The sequence below is a fragment of the Mucilaginibacter sp. genome (genome assembly GCF_039925265.1).
In the GTDB taxonomy this organism is placed as follows: Bacteria; Bacteroidota; Bacteroidia; order Sphingobacteriales; family Sphingobacteriaceae; genus Mucilaginibacter.
On sequence record NZ_JBDSZG010000046.1, the window covers coordinates 163,203 to 179,809 of the forward strand.

The 16,607-nt window shown below is 44.8% G+C and carries 15 protein-coding genes; 7 read left to right on the forward strand and 8 right to left on the reverse strand.

Going from position 1 to position 16,607, the window contains the following annotated elements:
- Window positions 1–56: 56 nt before the first annotated feature.
- The 4 genes from ABIX36_RS21135 to mce all read right to left on the reverse strand — a co-directional run bounded on the left by ABIX36_RS21135 (window position 57) and on the right by mce (window position 4,334).
- Window positions 57–305: a type B 50S ribosomal protein L31 gene (locus ABIX36_RS21135; RefSeq protein ID WP_128534376.1), complete on the reverse strand. Its 249-nt coding sequence runs from the start codon at window positions 303–305 to the stop codon at window positions 57–59.
- A 171-nt stretch (window positions 306–476) separates the two neighbouring features.
- Complete coding sequence (locus ABIX36_RS21140) at window positions 477–1,853, reverse strand: right-handed parallel beta-helix repeat-containing protein (protein ID WP_348084160.1); 1,377 nt, start codon at window positions 1,851–1,853, stop codon at window positions 477–479.
- 218 nt (window positions 1,854–2,071) lie between these two features.
- On the reverse strand, window positions 2,072–3,451 hold the full coding sequence (locus ABIX36_RS21145; RefSeq protein WP_348084161.1) for a right-handed parallel beta-helix repeat-containing protein: 1,380 nt from the start codon (window positions 3,449–3,451) through the stop codon (window positions 2,072–2,074).
- A gap of 481 nt (window positions 3,452–3,932) precedes the next feature.
- Window positions 3,933–4,334: a methylmalonyl-CoA epimerase gene (gene mce, locus ABIX36_RS21150; protein WP_348084162.1), complete on the reverse strand. Its 402-nt coding sequence runs from the start codon at window positions 4,332–4,334 to the stop codon at window positions 3,933–3,935.
- A gap of 100 nt (window positions 4,335–4,434) precedes the next feature.
- On the opposite strand from mce, the gene ABIX36_RS21155 reads away from it, so the two are divergent.
- The 4 genes from ABIX36_RS21155 to ABIX36_RS21170 all read left to right on the forward strand — a co-directional run bounded on the left by ABIX36_RS21155 (window position 4,435) and on the right by ABIX36_RS21170 (window position 7,443).
- Window positions 4,435–5,646: an IscS subfamily cysteine desulfurase gene (locus tag ABIX36_RS21155; protein WP_348084163.1), complete on the forward strand. Its 1,212-nt coding sequence runs from the start codon at window positions 4,435–4,437 to the stop codon at window positions 5,644–5,646.
- A 130-nt stretch (window positions 5,647–5,776) separates the two neighbouring features.
- Window positions 5,777–6,190, forward strand: coding sequence for a Fe-S cluster assembly scaffold IscU (iscU, locus tag ABIX36_RS21160; RefSeq protein WP_128533183.1), 414 nt, complete (start codon window positions 5,777–5,779; stop codon window positions 6,188–6,190).
- A gap of 86 nt (window positions 6,191–6,276) precedes the next feature.
- The gene (locus tag ABIX36_RS21165; RefSeq protein ID WP_128533182.1) at window positions 6,277–6,603 is read left to right on the forward strand and encodes an iron-sulfur cluster assembly accessory protein; all 327 of its coding nucleotides are present in this window, start codon (window positions 6,277–6,279) and stop codon (window positions 6,601–6,603) included.
- 90 nt (window positions 6,604–6,693) lie between these two features.
- Entirely contained in the window at window positions 6,694–7,443 is a 750-nt protein-coding gene (locus ABIX36_RS21170) for a DUF2625 domain-containing protein (protein WP_348084164.1), read from the forward strand.
- A gap of 48 nt (window positions 7,444–7,491) precedes the next feature.
- Here ABIX36_RS21170 and ABIX36_RS21175 read toward each other — a convergent pair whose 3' ends face one another.
- Window positions 7,492–9,174 carry a beta-xylosidase gene (locus tag ABIX36_RS21175; protein ID WP_348084165.1) on the reverse strand — a complete coding sequence of 561 codons (1,683 nt, stop codon included), beginning with the start codon at window positions 9,172–9,174 and terminating at the stop codon, window positions 7,492–7,494.
- A 158-nt stretch (window positions 9,175–9,332) separates the two neighbouring features.
- Between ABIX36_RS21175 and ABIX36_RS21180 the strand changes: the two genes are divergently transcribed.
- Together ABIX36_RS21180 and ABIX36_RS21185 are read left to right on the forward strand one after the other, a co-directional pair.
- Complete coding sequence (locus tag ABIX36_RS21180; RefSeq protein ID WP_348084166.1) at window positions 9,333–11,246, forward strand: long-chain fatty acid--CoA ligase; 1,914 nt, start codon at window positions 9,333–9,335, stop codon at window positions 11,244–11,246.
- Between the two features lie 4 nt (window positions 11,247–11,250).
- The gene (locus ABIX36_RS21185; protein WP_348084167.1) at window positions 11,251–12,312 is read left to right on the forward strand and encodes a hypothetical protein; all 1,062 of its coding nucleotides are present in this window, start codon (window positions 11,251–11,253) and stop codon (window positions 12,310–12,312) included.
- A gap of 17 nt (window positions 12,313–12,329) precedes the next feature.
- On the opposite strand, the gene ABIX36_RS21190 is transcribed toward ABIX36_RS21185, so the two are convergent.
- The 3 genes from ABIX36_RS21190 to ABIX36_RS21200 form a co-directional block, all read right to left on the reverse strand.
- Window positions 12,330–13,295: a kelch repeat-containing protein gene (locus tag ABIX36_RS21190; RefSeq protein ID WP_348084168.1), complete on the reverse strand. Its 966-nt coding sequence runs from the start codon at window positions 13,293–13,295 to the stop codon at window positions 12,330–12,332.
- Between the two features lie 140 nt (window positions 13,296–13,435).
- A complete protein-coding gene (locus tag ABIX36_RS21195; protein ID WP_348084169.1) occupies window positions 13,436–14,059 on the reverse strand; it encodes a CatA-like O-acetyltransferase in 624 nt (207 codons plus the stop codon).
- Entirely contained in the window at window positions 14,060–14,743 is a 684-nt protein-coding gene (locus tag ABIX36_RS21200; protein WP_348084170.1) for an HAD family hydrolase, read from the reverse strand.
- Between the two features lie 122 nt (window positions 14,744–14,865).
- Between ABIX36_RS21200 and lysS the strand changes: the two genes are divergently transcribed.
- A complete protein-coding gene (lysS, locus tag ABIX36_RS21205; RefSeq protein ID WP_348084171.1) occupies window positions 14,866–16,587 on the forward strand; it encodes a lysine--tRNA ligase in 1,722 nt (573 codons plus the stop codon).
- The last annotated feature ends 20 nt before the right edge of the window (window positions 16,588–16,607 follow it).

Sequence of the window (16,607 nt, forward strand, 5' to 3'; positions counted from 1 at the left end):
ATAAAAAAAGTCCCCCGGTAAACGGGGGACTCGTAAATATTTTATTGAAAAAACACTTATTTTTTGTTGTAACGGCTACGGAACTTGTCTATACGTCCGGCAGTATCAACTAACTTCATTTTACCTGTGTAGAACGGGTGTGAAGTGTGTGAAATTTCTAATTTAATCAGCGGATATTCATTGCCATCTTCCCATTTTACGGATTCGCGGCTATCGATGCATGATTTGGTTATGAAAGAATAGTCGTTAGACATATCCTTGAAAACAACTAACCTATAGTTTGATGGGTGCAGATCTTTTTTCATTGCTATTGTATACTTTTCTTTCTTATAAAAGAGGTGCAAATGTAATGAATTAATTCAAAAGTTGAAAGTCAAAATTAAAAAGTTTTTAACAGCTGTTGAGAGATCGTGCTTGGAAGCACTAATCCGCTGTTTTTTTCGATTCTGTTACTCCATTACGGCGACACCCTTAAATTAATGCTCCGCAGCCCCAATATCGAAAAAGCCGCCAAGAGGGCGAATAGCACCGTAATAATCAGTGCTAACGCCGTAAAGAAGAACGTTTATACCATCATTAATTAGTGGCGAATTGGCTTGTAAACGGTAGTCATCCGCGCTGTAATTTACAAATTTGCATCCGTTGATGTTTTTGCCCGTAAAATTTTTCAAGATAAGGGTTTTCACTCTCCTGCTGGTTGCATTTATTGCAACACCCGCACCTGGCACAACAATAACATTGTTAATAACGGTATTCATTGGGATACTTTCGGAGTTTAATTTGATGCCATCTAAAGCCGGAGAGATGATAGTGTTATTAATAAATTGAAAGTTTGGGCCCGGCGTGTACCTCGAATCGGCATAGATACCATGCGCACCCGAATTAATAATGATGTTATTACATACCAGATTGTCGCCCAGCCCCAATACAATAATGCCGTTACCCGGCGCATTCTTAACAAAATTACTATAGCATTTACCGCCAGTACCTTCACCTATCTGAATTCCATTGTTCTGGCCGCTTGCAAAGGGCGTTAATCCGGGCGATTTAACGGTATTACTATAAATTTCGGCCCCTGCAATTGCGCTACCCACCTGGATACCTTCGCAACCGGTGGAGTCGGTGAAATTGTTGTAAACCTTTAGGTTCACGACATCGTGCGGCATAACCGTACCACAGGAGAGCGATCTACCTTCGGCATAAAAGGAATTCCCTATATAAAAGCCTTCGCCCCCGGTTTTGTGCACATAGTTATCATGAATAAATATGTTACTCATGGTAAAGTGGCCGCGCTGCGTTTCCAGATCGCAGGATGGGTCTGTTTTAGCCATGATCCCGGCAAATCCGCTGTTACGCACCTCAACGTTTGCTATCTCGAAATCTGAGCTAAGGTCATCAATCGTCATACCGATGTTGCCACCATTTACATCAATGCCGTACTTATTTGCCGGATCGCCGTTGCCCATTATTTTAAAGTACTGGCAATTGATAGTTTTAAACCCATAAGATGCGGTAATTGATGTAGATAATGTAACCTTGCCGCCTTTGTTAACAATAACAATTGGGCTTGCGGCCGTCCCCTTAAAATTTTTGAGTAACAACGCACCTCTCGTGCCGGCGGGGATACATACCACAGCGCCGGGCGGTATATCTGTTCCATCAACAAACCATTCATTAGGCTTAACGGTGTAAGTAAAATTGCTTAGTATTTCTGTTGTAGCATCGGCAACTACGGCGAGCTTCTTTGCGTTCTGAAGCACATCAATTTTGTTATCTATTTTGGTACACATCGCGCAAGACGATGCGATCAATAAAAACGCCGATAAGCGCATAAAGTGATTTTTCTTTCCCATCGTTAAAATAATCAAGGCACAAACAGCCCAAAGATATTTTGCCCGGACTGTTTGCGATAAAAGCATTTATACGACGGTTTCAGAAAATGGTTACTTCTAAAGGTTGTAAAAACTTTCCTCTCAAGCAATAAATCACAGCATGTAAATTATTGCTGCACAAAATTGAAGTAAAGGTATTTACCCGCTTTACGGGGTGGGGTTTGGTCTCTGCCGGAGCATCAATATTCCGTTGCACCAATATCGAAAGCACCGCCAACAGGGCGTTCGGTGCCGTAATAATCAATATTAACGCCGTACAGCAAAGCGTTTGCACCGGCATTTACCAATGGCGACGAGGGCAGCAAATGAAAATCTTCCCCGCTATAGTTTACAAATTTGCAGGTATTAATATCGGCATTTACGTAATTATTTAAAGCGGTGAGTTTAACACCGCCGCTCTTTTTGTTTATGGCGATGCCCCCCTGTTTTATGATGACGTTATTGATCACGGTGTTCATTTGGACAGTTTCGGAGTTTAATTTTATCCCATCCAAAGCGGGAGCAATGATGGTATTATTAATAAATTGAAAATTTGCCCCCGGGGTGTACCGCGAATCGGCAAAAATACCATGCCCCCCGGCGTTAAGGATATAGTTGTTGTATACCAGGTTATCTCCCAATCCCAGAACAATAATACCGTTGCCCGGCGCATTCCTGATAAGATTATTATAGCATTTGCCACCCGTGCCCTCTCCTATCTGAATCCCGTTATCCTGCCCGGCAGCAAAAGGCTTTAAGCCCGGCGACTTAACCGTATTGTTATAAATTTCGGCCCCTGCTGTCGCGCTCCCAACCTGGATCCCTTCGCAACCCGTGGAGTCAACAATATTGTTATATACCTTAACATTGGTTACATCGTGTGGCAAAACCTTGCCGCAAGCAAGCGAAACCCCATCGGCATAAAAGGAATTACCTACGTAAAAACCTTCACCGCCTGTTTGGTGTACATAATTATCGTGAAGCATAATATTCCTCATGGTAAAGTGCCCGCGCTGTGTTGCCACATCGCAGGTTGGGTCGGTTTTTGCCATAATGCCGGCAAACCCGCTGTTGCGCACCTCTACATTGGCTATTTCCAGCTCGGTGCTCAGGTCGTCCATTGTAATGCCAATATTGGCACCTGTAACGTCGATGCCATATTTAACGCCCGAGGCGCCGTTGCCCAATATTTTAAAGAACCGGCAATTTTGCGCCTTTAATCCGTATGACGCTGAAGCCGTAGCCGATATAGTTACCTTACCGCCCTGGTTAATTACTGTGATAGGTTTATCAGCGGTGCCTTTAATGTTTTTAAGCAGCAATGCGTCGCGCTTACCTGCCGGGATATAGATGATAGCGCCGGCGGGTACAGCAGCCGCATCGAACTGCCAATCGGTAGCCTTTATGGTAAAGGCAGGCACAGGAGGTACAGGCGGCGGTATGGTAGAAGTCTTCGTAGTATCGGGCACGGTTTTTACAACGGGCATTTTAGCCGCGTCCGGTTTTTTGGCACACATCACCAAGGAAGCAACTAAAAATACACCTGTAATACAACGCATTAAGTAAATTGTGTTTTTCATTTAAGTTTAAACCGGCCGCAGCAGTTACTCCTATCAGGAGTAAAAATAACTATTCGATGATGATATTCATCATCCTGCAACGCGGTTTATTATACGTAGTTTTTTGAGGATTGTTGCCTTTGGGGGGGGGGATTTGTCTGAACTCGAATTTGTAGAATTATCGGAATTTATAGAAAGGCTCCTTTTGATTTTTAAAATTCAAACAATTCGGTAATTCCATAAACTTGGGGTCAGGCGATAAAGCTAACTGATTTGGGCGTTGCCTTCGGCCGGGCTCTACGCTGCAACTCCTCATTCCACGCTGCTGATAGAAGCAGCGCTACATTCCGGGGTTTCCACTGCGATCCTTAACGCGGGATTGGCTAAACTCGAATTTGTCGAATTAATTGGAATACAGAAAGGAGGTTTTAGTTTTTTTAAATTCTGACCATTTGGTAATTCTTAAAATTCAAGTTCAGACAATAACTGCCCACAGCAACTGCTACCTAACCTCCTGGCACAGCTCCACCAAAACCCCGTTCGCGCTCTTCGGGTGCACAAAACACACCAACTTATTATCCGCGCCGCGTTTCGGTTTATCATTCAACAGCACAAAGCCTTCAGCTTTTAAACGGGCCATTTCGGCTTCTATATCTGTAACATCAAAGGCGATATGGTGGATGCCCTCCCCTTTTTTCTCCAGAAATTTGGCGATGGGGCTATCGGCAGAGGTGGCTTCCAGCAGTTCTATTTTATTGGGGCCGCTTTGCAAAAAGGCGGTATTTACGCCCTCAGAGGGCACTTCCTCGGTTTTATAAACAGACGTATTCAGCAGCAGTTCGTAGATATTTTTGGCAGTCTGCATATCCTTCACTGCAATGCCTATGTGCTCTATCTTGTTCATGTCCAAATATTGTAAATTATTGGCATCAAAATGCATTTTATAGGGCTTGTAAACTATTAAAGTAAAAGTTTGCGTATATTTGTGTTGTTAATTTTTAACCATGAACATCCCAATTTATTTAGATAACAACGCCACCACACCAATGGACCCCCGGGTGCTGGAAGCCATGCTGCCTTATTTCAACGAAAAGTTTGGTAATGCGGCAAGCCGTAACCACCCTTTTGGCTGGGTAGCAGAGGAAGGCGTTGATTATGCACGCGAACAAGTGGCCAAACTGATAGGCGCTTCAGAAAAAGAGATCATCTTTACTTCGGGCGCTACCGAATCAGACAACCTGGCTATTAAAGGCGTGTTTGAAATGTATAAAGAAAAAGGCAACCACATTATTACCGCGGTTACCGAGCATAAAGCAATATTAGATGCCTGCAAACACGTTGAAAAACTGGGCGGTAAGGTTACTTACCTTCCCGTTAAAGAAGACGGTTTGGTAGATCTTGCAGCGCTTGAAGAAGCCATGACACCGGAAACCATCCTGGTATCCATCATGTATGGCAACAATGAAATTGGTGTAATTCAACCTGTTAAAGAAATTGCTGCTATTGCCCACAAGTATGGCGCTTTATTTATGACGGATGCTACACAGGCAGTTGGTAAAATACCTGTAGATGTTATTGCTGATGGTATCGACCTGTTAGCTTTATCGGCCCATAAAATGTACGGCCCTAAAGGCGTTGGCGCTTTATACGTTCGCCGTAAAGGGCCACGTGTAAAAGTTACCGCGCAAATGGACGGTGGCGGTCATGAGCGCGGTATGCGTTCTGGTACCCTAAACGTACCTGGTATTGTTGGCTTGGGTAAAGCCTGCGAAATTGCCGGTTTGGAAATGGAAAGCGAAGCGATCCGCTTATCTGCCCTGCGCGATAAACTGGAAAGTGCTTTAACCGTTTTAGAGGAAAGCTATGTAAACGGTAACGTAGAACACCGCTTGCCGCATGTAGCCAACATCTCTTTTAAATATGTTGAAGGTGAAGGTTTAATGATGGCGATGAAAGACCTGGCGGTATCGTCTGGTTCTGCTTGTACGTCAGCATCGTTGGAACCATCATACGTATTGAAAAGCCTTGGCTTATCAGACGACCTGGCACACTCATCTATCCGTTTTGGTTTAGGCCGCTTTACTACCGAAGAAGAAGTTGATTACGCTGTAGAAGTAACCAAAACAGCGGTTACCAACCTGCGCAACATGTCGCCACTTTGGGAAATGTTTAAAGAAGGCATCGACCTGGACTCGATTGAGTGGGCGGAACACTAAAGATAGATGTGCAGATTTCGGATGTGCGGATATGCAGATGAAAAATGCGCAATTGATTAGAATTTAAAATTTGAAACATAGAAAGTATTAAGGCTTTTGACTTTTTACTTTTGACTTAATACTTAAAAACATGGCTTATTCAGATAAAGTTATCGACCATTACACTAACCCCCGCAACGTGGGCACGTTAGATAAAAGCAGCCACAAAGTGGGTACCGGCCTTGTTGGTGCGCCCGAGTGCGGCGACGTAATGCGTTTACAAATACAAGTTGATGAAAACAACATCATCACCGACGCGAAATTTAAAACATTTGGCTGTGGTTCGGCTATCGCTTCTTCATCTTTAGCTACAGAGTGGCTTAAAGGTAAAAGCGTAGATGACGCCATGAAAATTGACAACATGGATATCGTAGAAGAGCTTGCTCTTCCACCGGTTAAGATCCACTGTTCTGTTTTGGCAGAGGATGCTATTAAAGCAGCCATCAACGATTTCCGCGTAAAAAACGGCATGGAGCCAATTGTGCTTGAAAAATCACATCACTAAATTTTGGTGAGTATTGAGTAGAGAATAGTGAGTGGTTTTTATTACTTAACTATTCTCTACTCACTACTCTCAACTCACTACTTACTATGGTAACTGTAACTGATAAAGCAAAATCTAAAATAGATAACCTGATGCAGGATAGCGGGCTTGATGCCTCTTATTTTCTGCGGGTATCTGTACAGGGTGGCGGCTGCTCGGGTTTATCCTACAACCTCGATTTTGATAACGAGGAAAAAAAGGGCGACCAGTTTTTTGAAGACCGCGGCGTACGTTTCGCGCTGGATATGAAATCGTTCCTGTACCTTGCCGGTACGGAGTTGGATTTCAGCGACGGTTTGAACGGTAAAGGCTTTAACTTCCATAACCCAAATGCAACCCGCACCTGCGGCTGTGGCGAAAGCTTCTCGGTATAAACGCCTCTCCTTATAACATTTAATAGCTCCGTTTTGCGGAGCTATTTTTGTTTAAAGCTAAATGCTATATTTAAAACCACAAACCTAAGCATGAAACTTAAAATTACCATCTCAGCAGTACTGCTGGTCTTACTTTTCGCCCCATGTGCCTTTTCGCAACTCAAAATGCGTCCTGTAATGGAGCTGAAAGCGGATACGTCCGGCTGGGTATTATTAAAGGAATTGTTTAAAACCGCTAAAAACAAGATAGATGTTTTGCCTGCTACAAACAGCGAGAGGGCAGCGGAAGCCTTATACCAAACCCAGGTTACTACACATTCTTATATGGGTGCTATTATTTATTTTACCGGTGGTTTGTTGATAGATAACGGTTGGATAAGATTGTTAGGATCGGGCAGCGACCGGTTAACCCGCACGTTACCAGCCTGGAACAAAGGCAAAACGTTTAAGGAGTTTGGCGAACGCCCTGGTTATATACTCATCGGCGATGATGCTGTTGGTGGTTTTTTTGCCCTAAATGGCGGTGCGTTAGGGCCAGAAACCGGTAAAGTATATTATCTGGCGCCTGAAACTTTGAGATGGGAATCACTTCAGCAGAGTTATTCGGATTTTTTGGGGTTTTGCATCAATGGAAATTTAAATAATTTTTATGAGGCGTATCATTGGAAAGGCTGGCAAAATGATGTTAAAAAATTACACGGCGATAGCGTTTACAACTTCTACCCCACATTATGGAGTGAAGAAGGCCGCGTCATTCAAAGAGACACCCGCAAAATTGTGCCGGTGCAAGAACAATATGATTTTAATATGGATTCGATCAGACAGTTGAATATCAAATAGAACCAAGGCTCCGCAAAACGGAGCCTTGGTTGTTTTAATTATGCAATCTTATTTAACGTAACTTATATATAATAAAGAAACCCCCTGACGGGGCAGGTTTATTACCTCGCTGATGCTTGCATTAGCAACGGCTAAAACCATAGGCTTACCAATCGTTTTTAGTTTCCCGGCCTGCTCCAATTGCAGAACCTGCGCTGCAGTTGGCGCAGCCGGCGAACCCATCTTTTTCCATACCGTATAGGAATTACTGTGTTCATCATCAATGCGGTATTCGGTTAGTTTTACTTTTTTCGCGCCACTGCGCAGGCCGGTAATATTCACCGTCACGGGTTCGGCATTGCTTTGCTTATCTTTATCCGCATAGTTCCAAACCATAACGGTTACTTGCTGGTCATTTTTTGCCGCCAGTCCGCCGATATCCGTTTGTGAACCGCGGATGCTGGAATCGAGAATGGTTTTAAGATCGTACGTGCGGTTACCTGTAACCTGCACCCTCGCTCCTTTCATCATCCCAAACATCCTGAAAACATTCAATACCGGCTTATCAACGCCATTCGTCGCCAAATCGCGGAAACCCGCAAACCATGGCTGATCTTCAAACTCGAACGACCAGCTAACCGCACCAATTAAATTGGTTTTATAAACGTCCATCAATTCATAAACCCGGGCGAAAGAGGCCGCCGTATAGCTCGAATACATCGTACCGTTACGGTAGGCGTTCTCCGGATTGGTAGACATTCCGCAAGCCGCGCAGCCTTCCGGGTCTGATTCACCGATTACAATGGGAATATTTTTAAGGGCGGCGTAGGAGTTGATCTTTTTAAAATGCTGCGCAATATCATTAAGCTGCCGCCTTATACTCATCACTACGGTATCTTTTACTAAGCTTGGCGCGCCTTTAGCGTGAAACAACACCAGGTCCAGCGGCGAACCGATGCGCCCGGTTACATAATTGGTATCAGTTAGGCAATGCTCCAAAAAGCCGCCCAGCCATTTTTCGTCGCCACCTGTAACGTTGGGGCCTCCAATACGGGCGGTAGGTAGCGCACGTTTCAGGCCATCGGCCGCATAATCATATAATTTATAAAATTCAGCCGGGGTGCCTTTCCAATAAGCCCCGTTGGCTTCGTTCCATACCTCCCAATACCAGCTTTCTACTTCTTTTTTACCGTAGCGCGCTACGCAGTGGCTCACCCACTGATAAACCAGTTCGCCCCATTTTTTATAGTCTTTTGGCGGGTATGCCCAGCCTGTTTCTATTTTACCATAGTTCATTCCCGGTTCCCATTGATGCTGGTATGGTTCGGGTTTTACAGATAACGCTTTGGGCATAAAACCAATTTGAGCCAGGGGTTTCATGCCCCGTTTAACGTAGGTGTCAAAAATACTATCTACTATACGGTAGTTGTAAACGGGTTTCCCATCGGCATCCTCGGTGTAAATATTGGTCGATCCCCATTTAAGGGCAGGGGTACCATCGCCGGTGGTTAACAGGTTGTGCGCACGCACATATACCGGCACAGGGCTTAATTTGGCAATTTCGCTAAGGAGCTTACGGCCATCTTTCATGTAAGTATAGTTTGGCTCATCGTAACCAAACCATGCCCATAAAGGCTTCATATCGCCCTGCTCCTGCTGCAGGTTTACGTTAATAACTGCCGGCGTTTTTTGCGCGTTAACTTTTACACATAGCACACCAAGCATTAATAACAACACACCAAATTGTTTCATAGGTTAAAATTTAACGGTTAAGCTAAGCAAATTAATTCGAGGGTTAATCTATTAAATAATATGGATACTTCTGTACATAGTATTCTTCCATAATAAGAGATTGGTATTATTATGAAATTAATATAGCTTTGTTTTAGTATAAACCTGATATAAACTTAATGAACATCGTAGCGGAGCAATCAACTATTCCGGGGCTCATCCGTAATGTTGTAGCAAACATACACCCGGATACCCATACCTTTATGATACACAAGGTAAAGGATACCTGGGTAGAGATCTCTTATAAACAAGCCCTCGAAAAAATTGACGCTATCTCTGCGTGGTTCCTGGATATTGGCATACAAAAAGGCGACCGGCTGGCCCTCCTGATAGAGAACGGTCCCGATTACGTTTATTACGACCAGGCGCTGCAGCAAATTGGCGCAATAAATACGTCTATATACCCCACCCTTTCGGAAGCTGAGGTAGAATACATCCTCAACGATTCTGAAGCACGCACCATCCTTTGTGGTAACCCTTTCTTATTTCGTAAGGTTTTAAAAATAGCCAATAGTTGTAATTCACTTACCCGCATTATCCCGGCGTTTGATGATTTTGAAAAGTTCAGCGATAAAGTAAGTTTAAATGCCGGGGTTGTTGGTTTTAAAAGGGTAATAGAAGAAGGGCTGGAATGTGTGGCTAATTACGCCCATGCCATTATTGCCGCGCGGGAAGCTATTCTGCCCTCTGATATATCCTGCCTTATCTATACATCGGGCACAACGGGTACACCAAAGGGTGTTATGTTGACCCATAGCAACCTTACCCAAAACGTAAGGTGGAGTTTAACGCAGATCCCTATTATTGAAAGTTCGGACCTGTTCCTGTCGTTCCTGCCATTATCGCACGTGTTCGAACGCATGGCTACGTACTACATATCTATGAACAAGGGCTGTACTATTGCCTTCGCGCAAAGCCTCGAGCTATTGGCCAAGAACATGATGGAAGTGAAGCCAACCGTATTATGCTGTGTGCCGCGCCTGCTGGAGCGCATCCATGATAAGGCCATGAAGAATGGACTTGCCGCAGGCGGCATGAAAACCAAAATATTTACCTGGGCGCTAAAAATTGGCGAAGAAGTGCGCAAGGTGCACGAGGAGGGTAAAAAACCGGGCATGATATTGGCCACCCAGCATAAACTGGCAGACAAGCTTGTTTTCAGCAAGATAAAGGAAAAAACAGGTGGTAATTTAAAATTACTGGTATCGGGTGGCGGCGCATTGCCAAAAAACATCGGGGAGTTCTTTGGGAACATCGGCATTATGGTATTGGAAGGTTTTGGTTTAACAGAAACCTCCCCTGTAATGGCCGTAACGGAAGATCATCGCATCATCATTGGCACGGTTGGGCGGATCATCCCCGGGATTGAGGTAGCCATTCAGAACGTCGATACTAAGAAGATCTACACTATACAAACCCACGATAACTTTAAGCCCGATTTCACTTCGGAAGAAGGTGAGATCATCGTGCGCGGGCATTGCGTAATGAAAGGCTATTGGCGCAAACCAGAGGAGACAGCAGCGGTAATAGACACCGAAGGCTGGTTCCACACGGGTGATATCGGGCGTTTTTACAAAGGTAACCTGCAAATTACCGACAGGCTGAAAAATATGCTGGTAAACGCCTACGGCAAAAACATTTACCCCACCCCGGTAGAAAACACCTACCTCAAAAGCCCCAAAATTGAGCACGTATTTTTATTGGGCGATAAACGCGAGTACATCACCGCTATATTAGTTCCCGGCCGCGAACTGCTGCAAGAGACCTTCCACCTGGGTGACGATTTCTTTGAGAAACCGGATGTGTTTATTGAGGACCCCGAGATCATAGAATGGATAAACCAGGACGTTAAAAAACACTCCAACGAACTGGCCAAATTCGAAAGGATCAAAAACTTTAAGCTGAAACGCTTACCATTCAGCATGGAGGAGGGCGAGATCACCCCTACCCTGAAAGCCAAACGCAAAGTAATTGAAAAGAAATACGCCGAAGCGATAGACGAATTGTATTTACAGGAAACGGAGGCGGAATAATGCCATGCTAAAATTACGCATCCAAAAAATATTATTGCTTTTTATTTTAGCTACAGGCGCGTTGCAGTCTTTTGCCTGCCCAATGCCCTTTAAAGTTAAAGATACTATCATCAAAACTACGCCCCCGCTACGGGGTTTTTACAGCAAATACCTTAATTGCGAAGGCATCCCTATCCGCTCATCGTCGGTAGTGGATGATAAGGCGTTGTTCGTAGCTTCAGGCAAAATAAAGCGAATGCTTGCGCACATGCCGGCTGCTACAAAGCAATTGGTAAAGACCGGTGCCGAACTGCATATCATTGGCAAAAACCAGCAAACCTCCGACCTTCCCGAATTCCGCGACCAAAAGGGCGTAAAGTTTATGGATAATGGTATCATGACCGACATTGACCAGCGCACACGCGGTATGGGTGGCCTGTTAGCGTCCTGCGGCGAAGAAAACCTACTGACCCTACCCGGCGACAGGTACGGCGGCGGCTCCGATATCTGCTTTCATGAGTTTGCGCATACAATTATGAATTATGGTTTAGACAACGCTTTACGCGAAAAGATCATAGCAAGGCACAAGCAAGCTCTCGCCGAAGGCTTATGGAAAGGCGCTTACGCGGGTTCTAATCCTGATGAATACTGGGCCGAACTTTCGATGTGGTACTTTGATAAGCACGGCGAGTTTTTGCGTGATACTAAACTTCCGGTTGCAGGTGCCGAAGGTTTAAAAGCTTACGATGCAGCAGGTTATGCTTTATTAGATTCCATCTACTCGGGCAAACTACAACCAAAAGAAGGCCCGAGCAAAGCCTCGGCAGTCGTGCAAAAAGGCGATGCTTCGGTAGATTCTCCAACGAATGCACAACTTCTGTTGATCAATGATTCTCCCCGAAAAATAAAACTTTACTGGATAGATTTTGAGGGAAAACCGGTTTTCTACAAAGAAGTTGAACCAAAAGCGCGCTATACCCAACCTACCTTTATGCAACATGTATGGTTGGTAGAAGATGCCGATAAAACCACGCTGGTATACATTCGCGTAAGGGATGAACAATGCGAAATAAACATAGTTAAGTAAGCTTATCTAACTGCGTACTATTTCTTAGTCGGCGTGTATTTCCAAAAATCCTTTTTTAAAGATGGATTGCCGGTACCTGTGTAGCCTACGCCGTCAATGGAAAAACTTACGGCATCGTAACGTGCTTCGCCGCCGAACGTGGTTACTTTTATCCAACTGTTAGCAAGGGAATCGTATTTGTACCAATCGTCTGCAGATCCGGTGGGTATGGTGCCCATCCCTACATAACCATCGGTACCGATAACAAACTGGCTGCTAAAAACACGTTCTTTACCTGTAAAGTCGGCCTTGGCGTTCCATTTATTGGTAATGGGATCATACTCCCAAAAATCTTTCTTTACAATATCCGGCGATGAACCACCCAGGCCGGCATAGCCCTTGCCACCTATAGCAAAAGCAGCCACACCAAAGCTGCCGTTACCGGGGTAATCGGCAAGGCGGGTCCACTTATCGGCGGTGGCGTCGTACTTCCAAAAATCTTTATAATTGGCCGCGTAGTTATTATCAGTGCCCAGGCCAAGATAGCCTGTGCCATTTATTTCAAATGCAATTACATTCTCTCGTGCCACACCTGGAAAATCTGCCTTTTGAGTCCATTTATCGATGACTGAGTCATATTCCCAAAAATCTTTATTTTGTGCAATCGCGCCGGGGTCGTCATACTGCACCCCAAAACCAGTGCCCATGTACGCCTTGCCGCTTATGGTAAAACCGCGAATGTATTCTGCAGCCTGGCCGGGGTAATCAGCCTTTTGAGTCCATTTATCAGTGGCGGGGTCATACTCCCAAAGATCATACAAAGGCACTACGTTAAAGCCTGATCCGGCGTTGCCGCCGATGAGGTAACCCTTTTTACCAACGGTAAAAGCATAGGCGCGTACCCTACCCACACCCGGAAAATCGCCAAGTTTTTTCCATAAACCGGGCAGCGCATTGGCGTAATTGGGCACAAAGGGTTTTTCCTTTTTACAGGAAAAAAGCATAGCGACAGCGAGAAACAAAAAGATTACTCTTTTAAAAGGCATATTGGTTGGCGAGATAAAGTAAATATATCATTTACATTTTACAATGTACCGGTATACTTACTTCATAAATACGCAATTATGCCGCCTGCGGTTGCTTTTTAAGCGTTTAGCAGTTCCTGGTAAATATCAATAAACTGCCCAACATGCAGCCCATCCGTTAAGCCATGGTGAACGGTGATAGATAAAGGCATCATCTTTTTCCCATGCACCTCGGTTATCTTGCCTACTGATAATTTGGTTGAACTATCTTGATAAGAAAAGCTGCGGGCATGGGTTAGCCCCGTAAACTTAATCCCCGGCATGGCCGAAAAGTGGATGATATTGTTGTAAGAAACGCTAAGGTCGAGCCCTTTTGTGGCTAAGATCCGTTCAGTCTCTGTTTTAGCGAAGGCAGCAAATTCATCAAGCGCTGGCGCAAAGGGCACAAAGCCAAACCCAAAGGTACCGTTTGGCCGAAGCACCACATGGGTAACATCTATCTGATCGTATAAAAAAACTTCGTTGTTTATAGCGCGGTACCTAAAGTTCTCGTGCCTGTTTATTGCCGTAATAGCACAGTGCAGGTAATACAGATAAAATGACACGCCAAGTTCTTTCGCTCTTTGGTAGGCAATAGTAACATCGATATCCACATTGAGGCTAAAATAAGGCTCCTCAAAACTGTTAAAGAGTTTAAAATGGTCTTCGCGCAACCAGCCTTCCAGTTCAATTTTGGTTCTCATCTACAATAATTCCAGTATATCCTTAATGCTTTCTACGCTTTTAAAGCGCTCGTTATCAATACTTTCTTCAATTTGCTCATGCGCCCAGGTAATGTGGTAAGGCACGTGCACGCCGTAACCACCCACGTTTAGCACGGGCAAAATATCACTCTTTAAGGAGTTACCCACCATCAGCAGTTCCGAAGGTTGAATATCCAGGTGTTTAAGCAATTTGAGGTAATTGGCATCATCCTTCTCGCTCATGATCTCGATATGGTGAAAATAAGGGTTTAAACCCGATTTACGCAGTTTACGCTCCTGATCCAGCAAGTCGCCTTTGGTGGCTACTACCAGTCGGTATTTGCCTTTGAGGGCTTCCAATACTTCTTCCACCCCATCCAGCAATTCGATAGGCTGATTAAGCATTTGCTTGCCCAGATCCATAATTTGCTTTACTACATCGATGCTCAGCGTATCGTTGGTGATCTTCATGGCGGCCTCTATCATGGAGAGGATAAAGCCCTTTATGCCATAGCCGTATAAACCAAGATTCTCTATCTCAATGCGCAGCAGCTCGCGCTCCAGGTCGTGCCGCGACAGGTATTCACTTAGCAGTTCGCAAAAACGCTCTTCTGTTTCCCTGAAATATGGTTCGTTCACCCAAAGGGTATCATCAGCGTCGAACGCGATAACTTTGATGTTCATGCGGTAAAGGTATTTATTTGAAATAAATATTCATATACTACCCGGTCTCCCATCTCAAATCTAACCTCTCATATCTAAACAAAAAACCCTATTTTTGCAGCCTTAAAATACACCGTTTTAATATGAGTATTGCGCTATCCGAACAGGAACTTATACGCCGGGAATCGTTACAAAAACTACGCGAACTGGGCATCAACCCTTACCCTGCCGAAGCTTATGATGTAAATGCATGGGCACAGGATATTAATGATAATTTTGAAGCTACCCCCGATAAATATAAACAGGTTACCATAGCCGGCCGTATCATGACGCGCCGTATTATGGGCAGCGCTTCTTTCGCCGAGATACAGGACTCTACCGGCCGTGTGCAGATCTACATCAAACGTGATGATATTTGCCCTGACGAGGACAAAACGCTTTACAATACCGTATTTAAAAAGCTGTTAGATATTGGCGATTACGTTGGCGTAAAAGGATACGTTTTCTTGACCCAAACAGGTGAGATCTCGATACATACACAGGAACTAACCATCCTGTCTAAATCGCTTAAACCTTTGCCGGTTGTTAAGCGCGAGGAAGATGGCACCATTCACGATGGTTTTACCGACCCGGAAATGCGTTACCGCCAGCGTTATGTTGATTTAACGGTTAACCCCGAATATAAAAACATCTTCATCAACCGTTCTAAAGTGATTAGCGCTATGCGCGGTTACTTTAATACCCAGGGCTGGATGGAGGTGGAAACGCCTATCCTGCAGCCTGTGCATGGCGGTGCAGCGGCCCGTCCGTTTGCTACACACCACAACACGCTGGATATGCCGCTTTTCCTGCGCATAGCCAACGAGCTTTACCTGAAAAGGTTGATCGTAGCCGGTTTTGACGGCGTTTACGAGTTTGGTAAAATGTTCCGTAACGAAGGTATGGACCGCACCCACAACCCGGAATTTACCGCGATGGAAATTTACGTGGCCTATAAAGATTATATCTGGATGATGGCCATGGTGGAAGAATGTTTAGAAACCGTCGCCAAAGCGGTTCACGGCATACCTGTGGTACAGGTTGGCAAGCACGAGATAAATTTTGCCGGCCCTTACGAGAAATTATCCATGTACGATTCTATCCTGAAATATACCGGGATAGATGTATCCGCGATGGACGAGGCTGGTTTGCTTAAAGTTTGTGCCGACTTGGGTATCGAAACCAATGCTACCATGGGAAAAGGCAAACTGGTAGACGAGATCTTCAGCGCTAAAGTTGAAGCAAACCTGATACAGCCAACTTATATTACCGATTACCCTATAGAAATGACGCCGCTCGCTAAAAAACACCGTACCAAAGAAGGGTTGGTTGAGCGCTTTGAGCTTTTTGTGAATGGCAAGGAAATAGCAAACGCTTACTCGGAGTTGAACGACCCGATTGACCAGCGTGAGCGTTTAGAAGAGCAATTGGTATTGGCCGGCCGTGGCGACGATGAAGCTATGGCCATGGACGACGACTTCCTGCGTGCGCTGGAATACGGTATGCCGCCAACCTCGGGCCTGGGTATCGGTATCGACCGTTTGGTGATGCTGATGACCAACCAAAGCACCATACAGGAGGTATTATTCTTCCCGCAGATGCGACCGGAGAAAAAGGCTAAAGTAGCTACTGCCGATGACTTTATTGCCATTGGTATACCCGCCGAGTGGGTACCCGTGTTGAATAAAATGGGCTTCAACACTGTTGAAGAACTAAAAGCAGGCAACCCAAATAAGGTATTTAATGACCTTGGCGGGATGCGCAAAAAGCTAAAATTGGATATTGCTATGCCGACTAAGGAAGAGGTGATGAAATGGTTTGAATAATATCCAACCACATTGCATTT

What these genes read in the sequence shown, in the direction of transcription:
- ABIX36_RS21135 (WP_128534376.1), bottom strand. Translation starts at nt 305, where the DNA reads ATGAAAAAAGATCTGCACCCATCAAACTATAGGTTAGTTGTTTTCAAG.
- ABIX36_RS21140 (WP_348084160.1), bottom strand. Translation starts at nt 1,853, where the DNA reads ATGGGAAAGAAAAATCACTTTATGCGCTTATCGGCGTTTTTATTGATC.
- ABIX36_RS21145 (WP_348084161.1), bottom strand. Translation starts at nt 3,451, where the DNA reads ATGAAAAACACAATTTACTTAATGCGTTGTATTACAGGTGTATTTTTA.
- mce (WP_348084162.1), bottom strand. Translation starts at nt 4,334, where the DNA reads ATGAACAAGATAGAGCACATAGGCATTGCAGTGAAGGATATGCAGACT.
- ABIX36_RS21155 (WP_348084163.1), top strand. Translation starts at nt 4,435, where the DNA reads ATGAACATCCCAATTTATTTAGATAACAACGCCACCACACCAATGGAC.
- iscU (WP_128533183.1), top strand. Translation starts at nt 5,777, where the DNA reads ATGGCTTATTCAGATAAAGTTATCGACCATTACACTAACCCCCGCAAC.
- ABIX36_RS21165 (WP_128533182.1), top strand. Translation starts at nt 6,277, where the DNA reads ATGGTAACTGTAACTGATAAAGCAAAATCTAAAATAGATAACCTGATG.
- ABIX36_RS21170 (WP_348084164.1), top strand. Translation starts at nt 6,694, where the DNA reads ATGAAACTTAAAATTACCATCTCAGCAGTACTGCTGGTCTTACTTTTC.
- ABIX36_RS21175 (WP_348084165.1), bottom strand. Translation starts at nt 9,174, where the DNA reads ATGAAACAATTTGGTGTGTTGTTATTAATGCTTGGTGTGCTATGTGTA.
- ABIX36_RS21180 (WP_348084166.1), top strand. Translation starts at nt 9,333, where the DNA reads ATGAACATCGTAGCGGAGCAATCAACTATTCCGGGGCTCATCCGTAAT.
- ABIX36_RS21185 (WP_348084167.1), top strand. Translation starts at nt 11,251, where the DNA reads ATGCTAAAATTACGCATCCAAAAAATATTATTGCTTTTTATTTTAGCT.
- ABIX36_RS21190 (WP_348084168.1), bottom strand. Translation starts at nt 13,295, where the DNA reads ATGCTTTTTTCCTGTAAAAAGGAAAAACCCTTTGTGCCCAATTACGCC.
- ABIX36_RS21195 (WP_348084169.1), bottom strand. Translation starts at nt 14,059, where the DNA reads ATGAGAACCAAAATTGAACTGGAAGGCTGGTTGCGCGAAGACCATTTT.
- ABIX36_RS21200 (WP_348084170.1), bottom strand. Translation starts at nt 14,743, where the DNA reads ATGAACATCAAAGTTATCGCGTTCGACGCTGATGATACCCTTTGGGTG.
- lysS (WP_348084171.1), top strand. Translation starts at nt 14,866, where the DNA reads ATGAGTATTGCGCTATCCGAACAGGAACTTATACGCCGGGAATCGTTA.